The sequence below is a fragment of the Bradyrhizobium sp. MI1.11 genome (assembly GCF_055811255.1).
Genome location: NZ_JBVVPM010000049.1, coordinates 38,033 through 57,348 on the forward strand (window position 1 = coordinate 38,033; position 19,316 = coordinate 57,348).

The 19,316-nt window shown below is 60.5% G+C and carries 18 protein-coding genes; 7 read left to right on the forward strand and 11 right to left on the reverse strand.

The genetic code is table 11. From position 1 onward, the window contains the following. Nucleotides 1-27: 27 nt before the first annotated feature. Nucleotides 28-924, forward strand: a complete 897-nt coding sequence (locus AC0L30_RS33140) for a LysR family transcriptional regulator (protein ID WP_007596699.1) — start codon at nt 28-30, stop codon at nt 922-924. Nucleotides 925-963: 39 nt separating this feature from the next. On the opposite strand, the gene AC0L30_RS33145 is transcribed toward AC0L30_RS33140, so the two are convergent. Then, nucleotides 964-1,926 carry a DUF4238 domain-containing protein gene (locus AC0L30_RS33145; RefSeq protein WP_473406131.1) on the reverse strand — a complete coding sequence of 321 codons (963 nt, stop codon included), beginning with the start codon at nt 1,924-1,926 and terminating at the stop codon, nt 964-966. Between the two features lie 700 nt (nt 1,927-2,626). Here AC0L30_RS33145 and AC0L30_RS33150 point away from each other — a divergent pair. The 6 genes from AC0L30_RS33150 (at nt 2,627) to AC0L30_RS33175 (ending at nt 7,651) form a co-directional block, all read left to right on the forward strand. Next, nucleotides 2,627-3,892: a tyrosine-type recombinase/integrase gene (locus AC0L30_RS33150; protein ID WP_473406132.1), complete on the forward strand. Its 1,266-nt coding sequence runs from the start codon at nt 2,627-2,629 to the stop codon at nt 3,890-3,892. 287 nt (nt 3,893-4,179) lie between these two features. Beyond that, nucleotides 4,180-4,776: a hypothetical protein gene (locus AC0L30_RS33155; RefSeq protein ID WP_473306656.1), complete on the forward strand. Its 597-nt coding sequence runs from the start codon at nt 4,180-4,182 to the stop codon at nt 4,774-4,776. Nucleotides 4,777-4,843: 67 nt separating this feature from the next. Continuing rightward, nucleotides 4,844-5,935 carry a helix-turn-helix domain-containing protein gene (locus AC0L30_RS33160; protein WP_473306659.1) on the forward strand — a complete coding sequence of 364 codons (1,092 nt, stop codon included), beginning with the start codon at nt 4,844-4,846 and terminating at the stop codon, nt 5,933-5,935. Continuing rightward, nucleotides 5,932-6,348, forward strand: a complete 417-nt coding sequence (locus tag AC0L30_RS33165) for a Rap1a/Tai family immunity protein (protein WP_473306663.1) — start codon at nt 5,932-5,934, stop codon at nt 6,346-6,348. The genes AC0L30_RS33160 and AC0L30_RS33165 overlap by 4 nt, the downstream gene beginning before the upstream one ends. After that, nucleotides 6,327-6,905 carry a hypothetical protein gene (locus AC0L30_RS33170; protein WP_473306666.1) on the forward strand — a complete coding sequence of 193 codons (579 nt, stop codon included), beginning with the start codon at nt 6,327-6,329 and terminating at the stop codon, nt 6,903-6,905. Before AC0L30_RS33165 ends, AC0L30_RS33170 begins: the two co-directional genes overlap by 22 nt. Nucleotides 6,906-7,270: 365 nt before the next feature. Continuing rightward, on the forward strand, nt 7,271-7,651 hold the full coding sequence (locus AC0L30_RS33175; RefSeq protein WP_473306668.1) for a hypothetical protein: 381 nt from the start codon (nt 7,271-7,273) through the stop codon (nt 7,649-7,651). 204 nt (nt 7,652-7,855) lie between these two features. Here the strand turns inward: AC0L30_RS33175 and AC0L30_RS33180 are convergent, their stop codons facing one another. From AC0L30_RS33180 to AC0L30_RS33225, 10 genes are all read right to left on the reverse strand, one after another. Then, complete coding sequence (locus tag AC0L30_RS33180; protein ID WP_473406133.1) at nt 7,856-9,229, reverse strand: NAD(P)/FAD-dependent oxidoreductase; 1,374 nt, start codon at nt 9,227-9,229, stop codon at nt 7,856-7,858. A gap of 125 nt (nt 9,230-9,354) precedes the next feature. After that, on the reverse strand, nt 9,355-10,044 hold the full coding sequence (locus AC0L30_RS33185; protein ID WP_473306673.1) for a GntR family transcriptional regulator: 690 nt from the start codon (nt 10,042-10,044) through the stop codon (nt 9,355-9,357). Nucleotides 10,045-10,110: 66 nt separating this feature from the next. Next, the gene (trbB, locus tag AC0L30_RS33190; RefSeq protein WP_473306681.1) at nt 10,111-10,890 is read right to left on the reverse strand and encodes a P-type conjugative transfer ATPase TrbB; all 780 of its coding nucleotides are present in this window, start codon (nt 10,888-10,890) and stop codon (nt 10,111-10,113) included. A 260-nt stretch (nt 10,891-11,150) separates the two neighbouring features. Further along, entirely contained in the window at nt 11,151-12,485 is a 1,335-nt protein-coding gene (locus AC0L30_RS33195; protein WP_473406134.1) for an MFS transporter, read from the reverse strand. 135 nt (nt 12,486-12,620) lie between these two features. Next, nucleotides 12,621-13,046, reverse strand: a complete 426-nt coding sequence (locus tag AC0L30_RS33200; protein WP_473406135.1) for a ribbon-helix-helix domain-containing protein — start codon at nt 13,044-13,046, stop codon at nt 12,621-12,623. 7 nt (nt 13,047-13,053) lie between these two features. Then, nucleotides 13,054-15,042, reverse strand: coding sequence for a conjugal transfer protein TraG (locus AC0L30_RS33205; RefSeq protein WP_473406136.1), 1,989 nt, complete (start codon nt 15,040-15,042; stop codon nt 13,054-13,056). A 37-nt stretch (nt 15,043-15,079) separates the two neighbouring features. After that, on the reverse strand, nt 15,080-16,843 hold the full coding sequence (locus tag AC0L30_RS33210; protein ID WP_473406138.1) for a relaxase/mobilization nuclease domain-containing protein: 1,764 nt from the start codon (nt 16,841-16,843) through the stop codon (nt 15,080-15,082). Between the two features lie 418 nt (nt 16,844-17,261). Further along, nucleotides 17,262-17,984: a lytic transglycosylase domain-containing protein gene (locus tag AC0L30_RS33215; protein ID WP_473406137.1), complete on the reverse strand. Its 723-nt coding sequence runs from the start codon at nt 17,982-17,984 to the stop codon at nt 17,262-17,264. 158 nt (nt 17,985-18,142) lie between these two features. Continuing rightward, nucleotides 18,143-18,670 carry a S26 family signal peptidase gene (locus AC0L30_RS33220; RefSeq protein WP_473309131.1) on the reverse strand — a complete coding sequence of 176 codons (528 nt, stop codon included), beginning with the start codon at nt 18,668-18,670 and terminating at the stop codon, nt 18,143-18,145. Continuing rightward, a complete protein-coding gene (locus AC0L30_RS33225) occupies nt 18,667-19,131 on the reverse strand; it encodes a DUF2840 domain-containing protein (RefSeq protein WP_473309130.1) in 465 nt (154 codons plus the stop codon). Before AC0L30_RS33225 ends, AC0L30_RS33220 begins: the two co-directional genes overlap by 4 nt. Between the last annotated feature and the right edge of the window lie 185 nt (nt 19,132-19,316).

Below are 19,316 nucleotides of genomic sequence, written 5' to 3' on the forward strand. Positions count from 1 at the left end.
AGTAACGCGGCAGCGATACAATCGCTGATGGATCGTTTGACCGAACTGGAAGCCTTCATTCGAACCGTCGATCTGGGCAGTCAGGCGGCGGCAGCCGCGGCGCTTGGTCTGTCGCGAATGGCGGTCGGGCGACAAATCCAAGCCCTTGAGCGGAGATTGGGGGTACGCCTGTTGCAACGCACGACCCGGCGACAAGCGCTGACCGAGGCCGGTGCGGCATTCTACGAGCTAACGCGCGAACCATTGAGGCAACTGCACGACGCCTCCGACCGAGCATCGGAATCGCGAACCAGCCTTCACGGCAGGCTGCGCCTGAGCGCGCCCGTGTCTTTTGGTGTGCGGTATTTACCGTCGGTGCTCAGCCGTTTCAGCGAACAACACCCCGGGGTGGAGATCGACCTGGTGCTCAATGATCGGATCGTCGATCTGGTGGAGGAGGGATTCGATCTGACGCTGCGCATCGGTCGTTTGGCAGACTCCAGCTTGATGTCGCGGCGGCTCGCGCTGTGTCGAAGAGCAATCTGCGCTTCGCCCGCATATCTGGCGCGACACGGCATTCCAAAGCATCCGGCCGACCTGCTTGCTCACAACTGCCTGCGCTACACTCAGGCCGGACAGTCGCAAAGTTGGGCGATGACAGCTCCTGACGGAACCAAGGAAGTGGTGACGGTGGGCGGCAACTTGGCTGCCAATAATGGGACGGCCCTCATGATGGCGGCCTTGGCGGGAGAAGGCATCATTTTGCAGCCGCTGTTCATCGTTGATGAGGCCTTGCGTGATGGCCGGCTGGTTCAACTGCTGTCGACCTACCGCCTCGGTGAATTGGAGCTTCATGCTGTTTTTCCGGCAGCACGCTACATGCCGGTGAAGCTGCGGCGTTTCGTCGACCACTTGGTGGAATCCTATGCCGTCGGGCTACCGTGATAGAGAAAGCGTGGCCCCCATTGGAAGGCTGCCGCGGGCTTAATCGCCGCCTCTGGTGGATTTGACTCGAATGGTTGAGATCAACGCGTATCCCGTGGGCGTCTTGAGTTCGGTGGTTACCGGTTCAACGCGAAAGGACCGATGCTTATTGAGGAAGGGTTCGACCCACTCGTGATGGTCGCGAAAAAAGATAAGTTCTTCTCCGCACCTGGCAATGGCTTGATTTATAGCGCGGACTTCGTTCCGGGAAGGCGTCAGCAGGCGACAACGAAAAGCCTTGAATGTCGTGTCCATATTTTGATCCCGCGCATCAAGATCGGGGCGAATACGCAAAGCAAGGTCGGGAGCTAGCGGCACCAGCCTGTTGATGATTCTTGGATCGTTAGACGTCTCAATTCCGTTTGCGAAATCGCTAGTAAAGAAGGGGCTATCCTTGGCGTATTCGTTAACAACAGTATCCCAGGCGGAATTCCCCCAGATGTTCACCCGCTCCATGATTCCATTGATGCCGAGGGCTTGAGGGTACTTCTCGTTGATGGTTGTTTTGATGACCGCACTCTCGATCAACTCGGTATAGCTCTTGCCTCCGAGAGCTTCCGGCGCTCTCGGAATCTCTCCCGATGCGTCGAGGATCTTGCCGGTGGCTTCAACCGTGCTCCTCAAAGGTCCCGAATGTAGCCGCATTGCTGCCGGCGAGCAGATCGTTACGTAGGCGGCGAAGCCGGCAACCACATGGACAGTATCACGACTCGGTTTTCCAGTTCGCAGTTCTGCGATTGCGGGATTGTAGTTGGGTTCGACTGTTTTCAAGAATTCTTCGATGGCTCGATCGTTCAGCAGATATTCGTTCGTGCTGCCGTTTTGCACGCGGCAGACATCTTTTGAACTGCATGGGAAAACATGGCCGTCGCGCTTGCGAAAGCCGTGCATCTGCTTTCCATCAAGCTCAGGCGAATAGAACTGCCGCAGATGAACCTGTGAAACGTAATGATCGAGAGGCATGGCGGGTTTTGTCAGAGAATTTCAGAGGGCGGGGCCTCAAAACAATTAGGCGACTCAACCGGACTATAATTTTAGGCATACCGGCTTGCTCAACGAATAAAAGCCCGGGCTGAGAGCGGCGCTTTTGGTTAAACCGCGATGGCCGTTATCGTCGTCATATTCTCGACGACGTAGCGAAGCCGCTCAGCTGTTTCCTGTTGGCTCGAATGCTGTAGACAGGGACGCAACGATAATTCTCTATCCACATTTGATTACGGTGATAGTGCACTCTTTATATTGCCGGATATCGCAGATGCCATGTCGCAGATAGCGCAGGCCGCGCGTTGGGCAACGAGCGCTTCTTCCACTGCCCCTTGCGACTGACCAGCTATGGTTCATGTGGAGTTTCGACACTCTCACCGCGCTCCCGACCGGTTTTATACGCAGATCGCGAAATGATGATAACGCGCCTGCCGCAGGCGGGAGGCGCCAATCCGTGATGTCTGCTTAAGCCCTGCCGCACCGTTGGTACAGTTGGGTGGGCTCGAACCACCGACCTCCTGTTCCACAGACACAGACAGGGCTCCGCCGGCACTACGCCATTCCCGCCGTTCGTACGCAAATCGTTGCATTATCAAGAAGTAAGACCGCCGGTCCTCGCCTTACCTGCGCTGCAATTGGCGCTATGGTGGTAGCTACGTGGTAGCTACAGAGGCGATCGATGGCTGTTTCGAGTATAACGATCCGCGCAGTGCAAGCGCTCAAGCCGGGCGAAACTATCTGGGACGCAGACCACCGCGAAGCGGTGCGGGGCTTTGGTGTACGGCGTCAACGCGACCAGGCGACCTACGTCCTAAAGTATCGCGTGTTCGGTCGGCAGCGCTTCGTCACCATCGGTCCGCACGGTGCCCCCTGGACACCAGAGCTGGCACGCAAGGAGGCCAAACGGCTTTTGGGCCTCGTTGCCAATGGCAAAGACCCGGCGGACGAGAAAGCCAAAGCGCGCCTGCAGGCGGCCGACACGCTCCGGACAATCGTGGATCAGTATCTCCGGAACGCCAAGCAAAGGCTGATGCCCAGGACCTATTCGGAAATAGAGCGCTATCTGCTGGTCAGTTGGAAACCCCTGCATCCGGTTTCGGTCTTCCAGATCACCCGCCGTCATATCTCGGCTCGCGTCACTGACATTGCATCAACTCACGGAGCGGTCTCAGCAGCCCGCGCCCGGACAGCACTGTCCTCAATGTTCAACTGGGCAATACGCGAGGGCCTCGACATTGCTGCGAACCCGGTTCTCGGCACCAATCGACCCGCGCAGCCGGGAAGCCGCGAACGGGTCCTAACGGAGACCGAGCTATCAGCGATCTGGCGAGCCTGTCGCGATGACGATTACGGACGCATCGTGCGTCTATTGCTGCTCACAGCCCAACGCCGTGATGAAGTTGGCAGTATGCAATGGGCCGAACTTGACACCGGTGCGGGGCTCTGGACGCTGCCAGGCACCCGGACCAAGAACCATCGCGAGCATTTGCTGCCATTTGTTCCCGCCGCCCTGGCCCTACTCCCACCCCGCCGAGATGGTCGAGACTTTCTCTTTGGTGACGGACCCCGACGCAGCGGTGACCCGCATCGCGGGTTCTCCGGCTGGTCAAGGTCGAAGTCGGCGCTTGATGCGCGCATTGCGGAAGCCCTGGGTGAATTCCTACCCCATTGGACGGTCCATGATCTTCGCAGATCCGCGTCCACTGTGATGGCCGACCGGCTTGGCGTGCTGCCACACATCGTGGAGGCGATCCTAAACCACGTCAGCGGCCACCGGGCTGGCGTAGCCGGTGTATATAACCGCGCGCGGTACGCGGCCGAGATGCGTGATGCGCTCGAACGTTGGGCCGAACACGTCACGGCCTTACCAGCCCAAAAGCCGGGGTGTGCTGGCGCTGGCTCTCATCCGGATTTCATCCACGAGGCAGCCGGGGTCCATTTCTAGTTCAAGCTTGCCCTCGAGGGGGCGAGGCTTTTTCTCGAGAGAGAGCCGCTTGCTCGCCCGCCCCAGTTCAAATCCGACACCTCGGCGGCGAGTACCGCTGCCTTGGCCCGAGAACCGGTTTTTGACCTACCTACCGCTAAGTGAGAATGAGTGAAAATTTTACAATGTATAAATACAATTATAATCATGCACTTAGAATAGAAATGCAACAGAATTGAAAAATAATCTTTGAATTTGGCGTTTTCCTGATAGGGTTCCTGCTAGCGATTCACCGGAGGCCACCGTGCATGTCGTTGCCCGTCGAGAAGGAAGTCCGCGAGATCCTTGAGCCGTTCAACAAGCGGATCCGCAAGGTGCTCGATAAGGCGTTCAAGGACTTCCTCGCCAAGCGCGGCGCCGGCAATGTGTACAAGCGGACTGACTCGGCCGACGTGTTCGACAGCGTCATCCGCGCCGCGATCGCGGAGTTCAACGGCAAGGCGGACGTGGTGGTCTTCCCGACCGGCGCGACGGCGCGCTTCCTGTTCGGCGGCCGGGTGCTAGTGCGGTTCAAGAAGGCGGTCCGCCGCGGCAAGGGCAGCAACATCTCCACCGGCGCCAACGACAACTTTCTGGATCCCGGCATCCCGTTTGCGGACGCGCCGCAGGCGATGAAGGTCGAGGTCTGCTGGAAGGTGAACGAGTTCGGTACCGGCTACAAGTCGGTGCACGTGACGGCGCGCAACGGGGATGGCCAGCTCTGGAGCTACGAACTGCCCGGCGGCCAGCAGGGCATCATTGAGTTCCCGCAGAAGACCGCCATCCCGCAGCCCCGCCGCCGCAGTGTGGCGAAGCTCAAGGACATGGCCAAGACCAAGGAAAAGAACGGCGGCAAAGCGTCCTGACCCGCCCGAGGCGGTTAACCGGACGTAAACGAGAATCGTCGCCGACTGCCAGGGTGAGGACTGCGAAATGTCGAAGGTTGGAACCATGCTGCGCCTCGCGCGGCAGCTACGCGGATTCCCGCAGAACGAGGCGGCGGAATGCCTCCGCCTGCCGAACACTGAACTGTCTCGCATCGAGAACGGATTGAAGGAGCCGACCGCGCAACTGCTCGAGACGGCGGCCGAGATTTTCTCGGTGCCGGTGGAGTTCTTCGGCCAAACCGACGCCATCTACGGCGCGCCGATCAGCGTGCATGCGCCGATGTGGCGCAAAAAGTCGAATGTGTCGGCGACCGAGCTCCACCGGATTGTCGCTGAGCTTAACGTGCGCGTCATGCACTTACGCAAGCTGCTGGAGGCGACTGACCTCGATCCGGTGAACAAGCTCCCGAGGTTCGACGCCGACGAATACGACAACGACGCCGAGAAGATCGCCGGCCTGCTCCGTCGCTTCTGGCAGGTCCCCGATGGCCCCATCCACGACCTCACCGCGCTGGTCGAGCAAGCCGGCATCCTGGTGGCGCATTCCGACCTGGGCGGCTCGACCGTCTCGGGCGTGCGCTTCTCCGTGCCGGGCATGCCGCACATCATCGTGCTCAACCGGCGGCAGCCTGCGGATCGCATGCGATTCACTCTGTGCCACGAACTCGGCCACGTGATCATGCACGGGTATCCGACGCCGAACATGGAGGAAGAGGCCGACACCTTCGCTTCGTGCTTCCTGGTTCCCACCGAGGACGTCAAGCCGTACTTCGCCGAACGCCGTGTTGACTTGCGCCTGCTCGCGGCCTTGAAACCGGAGTGGAAGGTTTCGATGGGCTCGCTAGTGTTCGCCGCCAAACGCGCGGGCTTTCTGAACGAAACCCAGGCCCAGTACATCTGGAAGCAATTCAACATCCAGAAGATCAGGCTGCGCGAGCCGCCGGAGCTCGACTTCCCGATGGAGGAGCCGCGCACGCTCTCCGACCTCGTCTCGTTGCACATAAACGACATGGGCTATTCGGTAGCCGATCTGTCGAAAGTGTTGATGATGAACGAGACCGAGGTCGCGAAGACGTATTCGATCGATCTCCCCGGCCAGGAGAAGGGCCGCGCCTCCCACCTTCGCATCATACAATGATGCGGTTGATGCTGGTCGCGGCCTGTTTCGGCCTGTCGGGTTCTGCGCTCGCCGCCGAGGTGCCGTCGACGGCGTTCTTCTCCGGCAACGACGTCCACCAGTGGTGCCAGCGCGACAAATCGATGGCGCAGACCTACGTCGCCGGCCTCTATGACATGGCCGCCCACGGCGCCACCGCGATCGACAACATGCGGCATTGGCACAAGGACATGCCGAACAACGACGCAGAGGTCGACTTCGCGTTGGATCGCGTCGTCGGATACTGCAAGTCGGACCGCGCCACCCTCGAGCAGGTTACAGACGTGTTCTGCAAATATCTCACGGACAACCCGGTTGAGCGTGACGGGCTGCCGGCGATCATGTTCCCGAAAGCGCTGACGAAGGCGTGGCCATGTCCAGCGATGAAAAAGTAAGGTCAGGCAAGAAGCGGCGCGCGCGGATGGAAAATTCGCTGGCCGACATCATCGGCTGGAACGGCGACAAGAGCGATCTCTACCGCGAGATCGGCCGCTTCGTGTTCGAATACAGCCAGCTTGAGGCCGAGTTGCGCCGCATATTCCGGAAGAAGGTCAGCATCGATCTCGAGCACAACGACATCATGACGGCGGCGTTCGACTTCGCGAAGCTGGTCACGGCAATCCTTGCCGCATCAGCGATTGAGGAGGATCGGCAAGACGGAAAGCCGGATCCCGTGCTCGAGAAGCTGCTGAAGGCCTGCCACAAGGTGAACGAAGCTCGCATTGCGGTTGTGCACGGTCGTTGGTCGTCGACCTACGGCGGAGATCGGGTCTACCAAGTCGCGCGCGGATCGATGAAGCAGCAGAAGATGTTCGAGTACGGGGGCGACTTGGACGAGCATTCGGACGCGATCGTCAAGCTACGTACAGACATCGTCAACGCCGTCCACGCCGGCGACGAACGTCGAGGGCCGCCGATGAAGAAGCGTATCTTTCGTAAAAAGAAGATTTGAAGAATCTGCGGCACAAATGATTGAGCCCGCATATCGGCCGATGTGCGGGCACCCCTCGTTTAGAGGGTGGTTGCTAGGAGATGCAGGATGGCCACGGCCACGCCCGGATCTATTGAAAGGCTTATCTTCACAAGCTTTCTCCTTCTGGTTGGGAGGGCTTGGACCAAGCGATTTCAGGGTTTTCGGCACCGCGCGATGCCTGCATTCTTGGTGGCTATCGGTCACAAGTCGTGAGGCTTTCGGTCCCAAGTCGTCCGGTACGACGCGTTGTCCGGCTAACGAGCGGTGCGGCTTTTGTGCTGGCCGCGGCTCCGAGGTATATGACGCCCCGGTCACTGCGGTATTCAAGATCGACCAGGAGACGGGTGAACCCTGCCCCGTTCAACGTATTGAGTCACTGGTATCCATCCGACATCCATCCGAGCGGCCGCATGCTGGTGGCGGAGCACAACCTCCCTGTCACCATACGCGACGGTGACGGTCTAAAGATCGTTGCCGCCGGATTGTCGGTGTTCCGCATCGGCGATGATGGCCCGCTGGAGTTCGTACGTAAGTACGATATCGAAGTGGGCGACCAAAAGCATGTTCTGGATGGGAATGATGGAGCTATGAAATCGCGCCAACGTGTGGCGACTAATTCTCTGAATCAATGCGTTGACCGAGAGACTCACATCTGCCCAGCGTCGCTCTTCCGACAGCAACGGTCACAGGTGCGAATCGTGTCGGGTGCGCCAGAAAATCAGTAATTTGGCTGGATCGCGCGACCACACGCAAGCCACACTCACCAAAGACTTAGCGAGAGGGCCATGTTGGCGTGTGGTCGACGGCTTGTTGTCCCGCGACGAGCGCATCGTTTTCGTTGGCCCGCACTTGGATGCTTCGTCATGCCGCGCACACGATTGCCGTTTTGGGTACTCCCGACGCCCGATCAACCGCCTCAGCCGGCCGAGCTAAAGGGTACCGGTTCTCGCGCCATCCTGCAGCTTTCGTATGAAATTCTTGTCGTCGTAGCGAGACAGGCTGAGACGTTCTGCGAATTCGAACCGACTTGCACCTCGAATCCAGTCTGCGCAAAGCGCTCCCGTTGCACAGGCAGCCATCGTTCCGAAACCTGAAAGCGCGCCGGCGACGAAGGCCCCCTCGGTCTTCATGGGCCCAATCAGCGGCCAATTTTCCTTCGTCATAGTATAATACCCACCGTAGTGCGCAATTTGCCGCGGCAGCCGCCCGTAGTATTGCCTAAGGCGGGGATTGAGCCGGCTTGCTCCTCTTAGAACAATATCCGGAAAGTTGGGGTCGATCGGTAGCGTCCCCTTCGGTTCTGACGGCGTTTGATTATAAGCCCAGCCAAGCTTGATCCATTTTCCGTGATCGCCACCGTCCGGACGGCAGTGGATTCCACCTGGCATGGGGCGGGCGAGCCAGGCCGTTGTGGAATCCTCATCGAGAAGCTGACGCTCCTGGCTCGTCCAGTCGAGCATCTGCGCATCCAAGTCAATCGAGAATGGCATTCGTCGATCGATAGCACCGAGGTTATCGGCGAACGCAATTTTCTGATGGAATACGTTCTCGACTGGAAGCTGCTCCCCTAGCATTCCCGCTATATCGGCGACGTAGGGGCCGGCGGCGTTCACCAGGATCTCGGCGTGCAGCATCTGCTCGCCTTCCTTGCCACGCGTCTTCAGTACGAAGCCACCGCCTTGCCGGGCGATTTCAGTGACACACGCCAAACTCACTTTGCCTCCTGCAGTTCGGATTTCCTCCAACATCAGGCTTCCAAGCTGCTGGCCGCTGATATCTCCGGCGCGACGAACATGGAGAACGGTGGAAACTTCGCTGTCGAACGTCGGAAAATGACGCCGGATCAAAGCCGGATTTTGAATCACATCGACGCCCTCGGGGGCGTCGCGCCAGTCCTCCGAAACCGCCGGCGTGTAGGACGACGTGGACGCAGCTTCGTGCACACGTATCCGGCTGGCGCCCTCTGGCCCGTAACCGGTATAGAGTTCCTCCAGCAGTTGATCCGGCTTCCGCTGACGTGTCGCCAGTGCGTAGCCCCGGCGCGTAATATGTATGCAGTTGTCGTGCCGCTTGGCAATTTCCTCGAGCAGGTCGATGCTATAGTCGGTGAATGCCGTCATGATCGGATGTGGCCACCAGTTGCGGTAGTTTTCACCCGAGGCGGCCGAGGTGAGGCCCATGGGTGCACTCTGGTCGACAATCACGATCCGCAAGGCAGGGCGGCACTTGGCCAAATGGTAAGCGCAGGCGATACCGACGATTCCTGCTCCGATAACGGCGACATCAGCTTTGCGAGCAGTCATTTCACTCTTTCTCCAAGTCGACTTTCCAAATCGACTTTTATTGGCACGCGATCAGGACGCATCCGCTCGGACTGCCATCCTGGTTTGACATTGCATGTGGGCTGAGAGACGCGGAGCAAGTCAGCTTACGGGCTGTCTTCCCGCAAGGTGTAACGTTGTGCGGACCTGAGCGTTTTCTGGGTCTGCACAATGTGGTCGCGCAACAGGCGGACGGCCTTTTCGATCTCGCCGTTGCGGCACAGTTCGAGCAACTGGTAATGCTCACGCTGTGGACGCTCCTTGCCGGTCGCGCGGGAAACCAGTGCTCGGGTAAAACGGCTGACGTGGCCGTAGTTCGCCTCGATCATCGCCAGCAGCCGCGGGCGATTGCAGGGCGCGTAGAGTGCTTTGTGGAATCGCCAATTGAATGCGCCCCATTTTCCCGGGTCGGGCTCCCGGTCATACGACCGGAGAATTTTGTTGGCTTCCTCGAGATCGATCTCTCCCATCGCCGGGATTGCCAGGCACAGGGCATGGCATTCGAGTGCAATGCGAATCTCAAGCAGCTCCAGCACCTCGTCGATCGACAAATCCGAAACGACCGCGCCGCGATTGGGCTGCAGCGTAACGAAACCCTCCGCTTCCAACTGCCTAAGGGCCTCTCTTACTGGGATACGACTGGTTCCGAACCGCTCCGCCAGTTCGTCCTGCCGGAGCTGAAATCCAGGCGCAAACTCGCCGGAACTGATCGCACGCCGCAGCGCCTCGCACACGGTGTCCGGCGCCGACCCATGACCTCCGGCCCATCGATCTTTTGCGGCTGGTTGAGATCTCATCCCTGCTTCTCCGGCGCCTGTTGCAGGCCGCGATCGACATAGAATTGTATAAAATACATTTGTATATTATTCAACCACTGCATACAATACGTTCATATTATATCCAATATCCACCGTTCCCATGAATTCGGAATACTGTCGCCGAAGGAGTAAGCCAATGAAATGGCCGGTACCCCACGCCTTGAGAAGATCGAGAGCTTCGGCCCCGCGGACCTCGCCGATTGGGATGCGGTCAGGACGCAGCCGGAGTGAGGAGCGAACGAGGTCAGACAAGGTGGCTACGCCGTCCTTAGTCCGCAGCGCCACAAGGTTGGGCGCCTTGCATTGAAGTTCGCGCGTATCTTCGATCAGGACGACACGATCAGCGGTCTTCGCTACCTCCGCCAAGAGAGCATTGGTCAATGTCGTCTTGCCGGTCGATGTGCCACCGGCCACCAAGATATTCTTGCGAGTGGCGACCGCAGTCCTCAGGGCGTCGGCTTGCCCGGAGGTCATGGTTCCGGCGGCGACGTAATCGTGCAGCGTAAAGACGGCGACCGCTGGCTTGCGGATAGCAAAAGCCGGGGCAGCAACGACCGGAGGCAAGAGGCCCTCGAAGCGCTCGCCGGCCCCGGGAAGTTCAGCCGACACGCGTGGCGAGCTGGCGTGCACCTCCGCGCCTACATGGTGAGCCACCAGACGAACGATGCGCTCGCCGTCCGCCGCAGACAGGGTTTCGCCTGTGTCAACCAAGCCACTCGACAGACGGTCGATCCAAAGCCGCCCATCGGGATTGAGCATGACCTCGACGATCGCATCATCTTCCAGGTAGCCTGCGATTGCCGCGCCAAGTGCGCTCCGCAGCATTCGCGCACTGCGCGAATTCGCTTCCGATTGAATGGAATGGATTGCCACTGCCGTCCCCACCGAACGAGAACGTCTGGAGCGTCCTCAGGTGGGTTGATTAGAAAAAGCACCAATGGATTTGGCGCAACAAGCGCTTACGGGAAGCGTAGATTGGCGTAGAAAAAGAAAGACCGAAAACTCATACGCGCACTCGTGCGAAGCGAACCGGAGCGCTGCTGAACGTTCATGGTATTCCTCGGTAAGCTTGCTGCGGACGTGGTTCACCACTCCGCATCGGCATCCGCCGGCATGACCACGAGCAATTGCTCGTTGGGCATGAACGTTTCGGCCTTGTCGGAAACGCCAGCAGGCAGAAAGAGCGGAATTGAACGCATCCGCCGCCCGAAGGATCCAAGCCACGGTAGCGCGAACCAGACGAAGGCGGTGATCTGCACCGTCGCATTCACACCGAACGCGACCTGATAGGCCAGGACGGTCCTGTGGCCCTCCACGAGTGGCCATTGCTGCAAGATCAAGCCGGTCCCGAATTGGGAAAGAAATGCCCAACCGAAGTGCAGCACATTCAACGCGCCGTTGGCACGACCGGTAAGTTCTGGCGGAAAGTATTCAATTATCGCCGCGAAGCTGACCACGGTTGCCGTTCCGACAATTGCGACCACCGACCAAGGCAAGATCGACGGCAAAGGCACGCGAAGGATCAAGGATAGCTCGGCCGCGATGAACAGCCCTGCAATCACGCCCGCGATAATCTCTACTCCACCCCCTCTTCGCTTGATGCAATGGACTAATGTGCCGAACAACCAGGCACCGCCGCAAAGGACGAGCGACATCGTGAATAGCTGTCCGACAAGTCTCGTTCGATCAAATCCCTCGACGTCGGTCAGCCACGGCGCCGCCCACAATCCTTGCAGAGACCAGGCCGATCCCACGCAAGTGGCTGACAACGGGGCAATTCGCCAGAAACGCCAATCGCGAAAGACGGAGCTCAGTGTGCTGACCGTCGATGCTGTTGGCGGGATGATGGGTCGTTCAGGAACCACGATATAGATGAGCAGGGCCGTCGCGCCGGTTGCCGCCGCCAGGATTTCAAAGAGCTGTCGCCAGCTGATCCAGCCGAGGAGGTGTTCGGCCGGGGTCGTGGCGGTCACCGCTCCGAGCGAGCCCAGCATGATCATGTAGCCGTTCAGCAAGGCCACTCGTTCGCTCGGAAACCAGAGAACGATGGACTTCAATCCAGCCGTCAATGCCGCCGCCAAACCAAGGCCGATCAATGCTCGCGAAATCAAGAGCGATGGCAACCCGGTCGACATCGCGAATAGGCAGGAGCCTGCGGCGGCGACCAAAAGCAGGCAACTCTGAATCCGGCGAGGGCCAAAGCGATCCAGCAGAATACCGATTGGAATCTGCGCCGCCGCGAACACCAGGAAGTAGACGGACGTGAGGAGCCCGAGATCGGCAGTGCCGAGACCGATCTCCGCGACGAGATGACTGGAAATCAGAGCGTTGATCGTTCGGAACAGATACGAAAGATAGTATCCGGCAGCAAATGGGAGAAAAACGCGCGCGACGAGACGCCATGCCTCCGAATTTTGCATGCTGCCCCTTTTGCTCTCTAGCTCATGCGAGCCGATAGCGCGTCCAGCTTTTTGTCGGGTTGGCTAAATTGCTGCGATCGTGGGCTGGCGTGGAAAAAGAAAGATCGGCAAAAATCCCTGACCTACGTGGTTCAATCAGGTTTGGCTGTCGGTCTCCTGACGAACGATATCCTCTGGAATGTCCCGCAAAAAGCTCTGCCCCTTCTGCAGCCGGCGTCCGAGCGCTTCGACAAATCCTTCAAAGCGCTCCCTGCCCTTTGCCTGCGCGGCCGCTTGCGCATCGTTGGGCAACGGTGGCGTAATCGTCAGCCAGAAGCGGATGAACAGAGCCAAGGTCTCAGCCGTCAAACCAACGTCACGCTCCAGCCGCTGCATCTGGCGCGATAGCCTGTCCAGGCGACGGGCAAATGCGGCTTCCCGCCTGTCCTCTCCGTCGGGCGATAAAAATGAAGCAACAGCCGCTTCCACGATCGCAGACCGAGAGAGCCGCTTGCGATCGGCGAGTTCCGAGATCTGTTTCAGAAGCTCTGGCGGGAAATACACGTTCATCCGGTCGCGCATATTTGCCTCACAGGTCCATGCCGTCGTTTGGGTCCATGACGACCTGACGGGTGATGCCGCGCATCTGCTGACGGATAAGTCGAGACTGGCGAACCGCGTCCTCGTCGTCGTCAAGCACGACGGCAAACTCTTCTGCCGGCGTCGGCTCGGTCGTCTCCTTGACAATCGCGACGTGATCGGGGAGTTCGGGCTCGCGACGGAGGCCGCTGTTCGCCGTGTCTTCCTCGGCGTCCGCGGCTTTGTCAGTTGGATCTCCCGTCGGATTCGGCGTTCCGAGCGCTGACCATCCGTCCGTTCGCGATGACCGGCCGGCGGCCGCGAGATCGGGCGGCGGCAGAACCCGCTCGGTGAATCGCCGATCCTCGTAGTAGCGTACCTTCTTCGCCCGGATCGGCGCTGTCCCTGCCACCATGACGATCTCGTCCATTGGCGGAAGCTGCATGACCTCGCCTGGGGTCAGCAGCGGCCTTGCAGTCTCCTGACGGGAGACCATCAGGTGCCCCAGCCAGGGATTCAATCTGTGACCGGCATAGTTCTTCATGGCCCTCATCTCGGTCGCCGTACCGAGCGCATCGGACACGCGTTTCGCGGTCCGCTCGTCATTGGTCGCGAAGCTGACCCGGACGTGACAGTTGTCGAGGATCGCATTGTTCGGCCCATAGGCCTTTTCGATCTGATTGAGCGATTGCGCAATCAAGAAACTCTTGATGCCGTACCCCGCCATGAAGGCCAGCGCGGACTCGAAGAAATCGAGCCGCCCCAGAGCTGGGAACTCGTCGAGCATCATCAAGACGCGATGCCGGCGGTCGCGGGCGTGCAAGTCCTCGGTCAAGCGCCGGCCAATCTGGTTCAGCACCAAGCGAATCAATGGTTTGGTTCGTGAGATATCCGAGGGGGGCACCACCAGGTACAGCGTGGTGGGGCGGCTATCCGCGATTAGGTCGGCTATCCGCCAGTCGCACCGGCAGGTCACCCGGGCCACGACGGGATCGCGGTACAGCCCGAGAAATGACATCGCGGTGGACAGCACGCCAGAGCGTTCATTCTCCGATTTGTTAAGGAGTTCGCGGGCGGTCGAGGCGACCACGGGATGAGCACCCTGCTCGCCAAGATGCGCGCTGGTCATCATCGCCTTCAGCGTCGCTTCGATCGGCCGCTTCGGGTCGGACAGAAAGGCGGCCACGCCGGCCAAGGTCTTGTCCGCCTCGGCATAAAGGACGTGAAGGATGGCGCCGACCAGGAGCGAATGACTGGTCTTCTCCCAATGGTTCCGCTTATCGAGCGAGCCTTCGGGGTCGACCAGGACGTCGGCGACGTTCTGGACGTCGCGAACCTCCCATTCCCCACGACGGACCTCGAGAAGCGGATTGTAGGCTGACGACTTTGGATTCGTCGGATCGAACAGAAGGACGCGGCCATGTCGCGCGCGGAAGCCGGCGGTCAGTTGCCAGTTCTCACCCTTGATGTCGTGAACGATGGCCGAACCCGGCCAGGCAAGCAGCGAGGGAACGACCAGGCCGACACCTTTGCCAGACCGAGTAGGCGCGAAACACAACACGTGCTCCGGCCCGTTATGCCGCAGGTAGTCGCGGTCGAGCTTGCCCAGCACCACGCCATCCGGGCCGAGAAGCCCGGCCGCTCTCACCTCCCCCAGATCTGCCCAGCGCGCCGAGCCATAGGTCTCGACATTCTTGGCCTCGCGTGCCCGCCAGACCGACATGCCGATCGCCACCGCGATTGAAATGAATGTCCCCGAAGCCGCGATGAAGGCGCCCTCGACAAAGACCTGAGGCGCATAGGCGTCGTAGACGAACCACCACCAGAAGAAGACCGGCGGGTAATAGACCTTCCAGCCTGACAATTCGAACCAAGGACGTCCGAGCTCCGGCTGCCAGGCGAGCCGCCAGGCCGTCCACTCGGTCGCGCCCCAGATGGCGAGCAAAACGATCAGGCCGACAACGATCACCTGTCCCCAGAGGATCTTGGTTCCGGACATCTCGAAAGTCCTTTGCGCAACTGCATTGGAGAGAATGCTAGAGGCCGAGGTCCCGCTTGCGACCAAAGCCCCATTCGATGCCACCGCCGTCCTTGACGACGCCGGTGACGTGTTGGCCGAGCTTCTGTTCGAGCTCGCGCGACCAAGGCACGAGTTGGAAACCCAGCCCGTTATCGATCATGGCGAAGCGTCCCGAGGTAAGCGTCAGGCGCTGGCGATACGTACCTGCCACACGCTCCCCGGACGCCGCCTTCACATGAGGCAGGCCGGTGTCGGCCGAGACCTTTGCAGCCACCTCGTCCAGTTCACGTCGCCGCAACGTGTCCAGAAGGTCGCGCTGCAAGATGATGTGTTGGCCCTTCCGCCGCGCCAGACCGTCCTGAACCAGATGCTTGGTACGGGCTTCCATGGCGGCGCGGGCCTCGCGGCCGAATCCGCCCATGGCGAGCGGCATGGGATCGCGTTCGACCAGCCTGTGGTCGAGCCACGTCGCTCCTTTAGCCGTAACTTGCCCCGCGAGATCGAGATCGGAACGGGTTGCCAGCACCACGGTCGGCCGCGGATCGCCGGTTTGACCGAAGCGTCTGACTTCGACGATTCCGCCGATCGGCGGTGCATGTTCGAAGGCCTCGATCCCGCGGAAGCGGACATGGTGGACGCGGCCGTCTGTCCCGTCGATCAGGGCATAAGCCTCGCCGGTCAGCTCATCATGTAGCCCTCGATCGACCAGTCGTCCGATGATCCCGGACGCCGGCTGTCTACCTTCGATGACGAAGTCGGCAACGCCGCGCGCTTCCCCGCGCTCGGTAAAGGCGCGGTGCATGGTCTTGATGATGTCGCCGCGCATGCCGAGGTCGCGCAAGCTGCGCTCAGCCTCGAGCGCGACCATCCACTCCCCAGGTGCGGCAGATGCGGCAAGGCCCATCTTCTCCAGGTGTTGAAGGCGACCGATCATCAGTCGCCGGATCTCAGGATCTGAACTGCCGGGATTCTCTGGGCGAAGATCGATATAGCCGGTCTCATCTGCCGCCAGCCGGATCTCCCGATCGAGCCGCGTCCATCGTTCAACCGAAACCTCCCTCTCCAGTGAGTTGCGGATTTCGTGCTCGGGTTTTGGCCCCAGTTCGATGCCGACCAGTTCCTCGGCGCGCGAGCGGAGGCCCTGGCTGATATAGTCGCGGCAGATCACGAGATCCGCCCCTTGCTCATCTACTCCCCGCACGAGAAGGTGGACATGAGGGTTGTCGGTATTCCAGTGATCGACCGCCACCCAGTCGAGCCGCGTGCCAAGATCGGTCTCCGTCTGCCTGGCGAGATCGCGGGTGAACGCCTTCAGGTCGGTCATGTCGCCGGCATCCTCTGGCGAGACGATGAACCGGAAATGATGCCGGTCGTCTTTGCAGCGTTCGGCGAACGCCGTAGCATCGGCGCGGTCGCTGCCGGCGTCGAACATCTCGGCCCGTTCACCACTCCGGGTCACGCCCTCGCGCTTCAGATACGAGAGGTGGGCGGTAAGTGGCGCTGAACGGAAAGCTCGGCCTTTGTGGCGGACAACACGCGCTTTCACCACGACGCGCCGCGTCGGGCTAAACAACCGGCTGCGAGTAAAGGCGAGCCGGCCGCGGCCAAACGTCGAGCGCCCATAGGCCGCAGAACGCCTGCCAGCCGCGGCCTGACTCGATGTGTGTCCTGCTTTCTTCGCCGCGCGCAGAACCTGGCTGATGAAGGTCTTGGACTTGGGCGCGCGAGTATGGCGGATGCGCCCAGGCCGAATTCGCAGTTCGCTATCGCCTGCGGTCACAGCCGGCCCTCCAAGCGAGCGAAAGCGCCTACAGTGCCGAAATTGTCCTTGATTGCATTGTTCAAAATGCAAGGCGCGGCACGCGCCCCGACCGACCGGCACGCCAGAACCCAAGCCACGCCAGTGGCTTGCGGTTCGACCGGCGAGCCCCTTTTATCTCGCCGTCCTGCCGTCGTGGTCTTCCGGCCGCTGATTCCCGAAAGAGCCGCCGCGAATTGGCAGCCAACTCGCGAAACCCCCACTGCTTCCGAGCGCTTGCGATAGCGATCGTTACCCGAAGGGCCGAGACACCCGAAGGGTGGCTCGGTGAGGAGCGAAGCGACGAGTAGAGCGCGGGCCGAAGGCATCGCCCGTACGCCATCAGCACGTACCACCTGCTCGGTGAAGCACGCCAAGGCTTGCGAACCCGCACACTTCGTCATTGCGATACTCCCGAATCCGATCGACGGACGAACACGCCAATAGGCCGGGGGACCATGGGTGAAACATCGGGTGCCGAGATTGCGGTTGTGACACCGCTCGATGGCATGAGCGCCAGCAACCGATCGCGCGGTTTCATGAGATCGGATCGCGTGACGAATAGCGTCGCAGCTGCTGATGACTGTCCGTTGGACGTCCACCTCTGCGGCAGTTCGATGGCAAGCAGATTTGCAAGCTTTGTGACGTATGCTCGCGTCTCGTCTCGCAAAGAGCCGCCAGCGAGATGCTCTTCATAGCGAAATGGTCCCGCGTTGTAGGCGGCAAACACGCCAGGCGAGCCATACCGATCGAGCAGTTCGCGCAAGTAGGCCGTGCCGGCCAGAATGTTGTCGCGCGGGTCGTAGGGATCGTTCCCGAGACTGTAGCGCTCGCGAAGTTCCGCCCAAGTCGCCGGCATGATTTGCATCAGCCCCATGGCACCTTTCGGTGACCTGGCACGCGCGTCTCCCGCACTTTCGACGTCCAGGACTGCGCGTATCCAGCGCACCGGCACGCCGAAGCGCCGCGAGGCCTGCTCGACAAACTCCGAAACCGGATCGCCAGCTCGATGACGCGCTGAAGGCTGCGCGGGTCGCGTCCCGGCGACAGCAGCGGCGTTACTCACGGTCAGCGCAATGAACAACGGTACGACAGCGCGCAGGCTCCCTTCGAACAAGCGCAAGCCTGCCGCCGTGCTCGCGCCCGTCCAGGGTAAAGCCGCTTCGCGCCGGCCGTTCGGCCGCCCTGGACCGCCGCTGCGTGCGACGGCCGCGCAATTGTCGGCCGGGACGGAGGAATGGTGCAGCACTCGGCCGAACAGAGGAATTGTTGTTCGGAAACTCAATACGGGCACCAACAATCCTCCCAGGTCCACACCGGCAGCGCGCGCCCAATGACAGCCGATGCCGGCAAGAGCCCGAAATAACGGCCATCCAGTGAGCTGGTGGACTGCCAGTTCATCACAAAGAGTTCGCCCTCACCGACCACGCGACAGCCCTGCCATTTCGGGAGGGGACGGCCACGGCCATCGCGCTCCCGGGCTTCGCCCATTTGGATGGAGTCAACCGAAATGGCGAGCCCGTTTCGGCAAACGGTCTGCCCGGGAATCGCCAGCACGCGTTTGAGCATCGGCAATCCGGCTGGCAAATAGCCGTTCAGATCGAGGAAGGTGGCGAGCGGCTCCGGTGGCTGTACCGCGAGGAGTTCCGTAACGAACAGTTTGTCCGCCGGCTGCACACGGTAGAGTCCGATCGGCACACTCTCGGATGCATTCCAGATGTAGGCCGGCGTAATCTCCAGAACGATTGGCGCGATAAGTGCGACGGCACCGCCGAGCATCGTGGTCAACGTCTTGAGCCGCGGTGTCATCGCATGACCCTCTGCCGGTGAAGCCAGGCCTGGTGGCGCGCCTTCGTATAGGGACGCGGGTTTTCGTTGACGGACAGGCGGTTATGAACGTGATGCCAATGATCAGGCGCAACGTCAGCGGGATCGATGCCGAGTGCCTCGACGGCGTCGATCATTTGCAACACTCGTTCGACCTTCGGCCAGCCTGAGAGCCGCAGCAAAATCTCGCCGCCGGGCGTCACATACGGTACACTTGAGCAGCGCTGTCGCGCGGCGACCGCGCGCAAGATGTCGATGCGCGAAATGATCGTGCCGAAGTCGTTGGAGGTCCATCGGACGAAGGCAAAGATACTGCCGGGCGCAAATGACAGGACACGCCGATGGCGATCAAGCTTCCGTTCCTTGACGATGCGACCGAACCGAATGCGGTTTTCGATGCGCTTCTCAAGCCACAGGACTTCCACCTCGGTGAGGTCACTCATGCCGCGGCTCCTTGATGCTGGAGCTCGTGAGCTTTGGGGCCGGAAAAACACGCACGCGGCTGATGAAGGCAAACACGACTGCGGCGTTCGGTCCGGTCCGTTAGAAGCAATCCGAAGGATTTCTGGTTAGCCGGGGTACTGACCTGTGCCCCCTCGCCGGCCGTGCTGCTGCGAAAATGCTGCAC

Coding starts and splice junctions, on each gene's coding strand:
- AC0L30_RS33150 (WP_473406132.1), top strand. CDS start 2,627: ATGGCTGTTTCGAGTATAACGATCCGCGCAGTGCAAGCGCTCAAGCCG.
- AC0L30_RS33195 (WP_473406134.1), bottom strand. CDS start 12,485: ATGCAAAATTCGGAGGCATGGCGTCTCGTCGCGCGCGTTTTTCTCCCA.
- AC0L30_RS33170 (WP_473306666.1), top strand. CDS start 6,327: ATGTCCAGCGATGAAAAAGTAAGGTCAGGCAAGAAGCGGCGCGCGCGG.
- AC0L30_RS33205 (WP_473406136.1), bottom strand. CDS start 15,042: ATGTCCGGAACCAAGATCCTCTGGGGACAGGTGATCGTTGTCGGCCTG.
- AC0L30_RS33145 (WP_473406131.1), bottom strand. CDS start 1,926: ATGCCTCTCGATCATTACGTTTCACAGGTTCATCTGCGGCAGTTCTAT.
- AC0L30_RS33155 (WP_473306656.1), top strand. CDS start 4,180: ATGTCGTTGCCCGTCGAGAAGGAAGTCCGCGAGATCCTTGAGCCGTTC.
- AC0L30_RS33180 (WP_473406133.1), bottom strand. CDS start 9,229: ATGACTGCTCGCAAAGCTGATGTCGCCGTTATCGGAGCAGGAATCGTC.
- AC0L30_RS33165 (WP_473306663.1), top strand. CDS start 5,932: ATGATGCGGTTGATGCTGGTCGCGGCCTGTTTCGGCCTGTCGGGTTCT.
- AC0L30_RS33160 (WP_473306659.1), top strand. CDS start 4,844: ATGTCGAAGGTTGGAACCATGCTGCGCCTCGCGCGGCAGCTACGCGGA.
- AC0L30_RS33185 (WP_473306673.1), bottom strand. CDS start 10,044: ATGAGATCTCAACCAGCCGCAAAAGATCGATGGGCCGGAGGTCATGGG.
- AC0L30_RS33220 (WP_473309131.1), bottom strand. CDS start 18,670: ATGACACCGCGGCTCAAGACGTTGACCACGATGCTCGGCGGTGCCGTC.
- AC0L30_RS33225 (WP_473309130.1), bottom strand. CDS start 19,131: ATGAGTGACCTCACCGAGGTGGAAGTCCTGTGGCTTGAGAAGCGCATC.
- AC0L30_RS33140 (WP_007596699.1), top strand. CDS start 28: ATGGATCGTTTGACCGAACTGGAAGCCTTCATTCGAACCGTCGATCTG.
- trbB (WP_473306681.1), bottom strand. CDS start 10,890: ATGCTGCGGAGCGCACTTGGCGCGGCAATCGCAGGCTACCTGGAAGAT.
- AC0L30_RS33200 (WP_473406135.1), bottom strand. CDS start 13,046: ATGCGCGACCGGATGAACGTGTATTTCCCGCCAGAGCTTCTGAAACAG.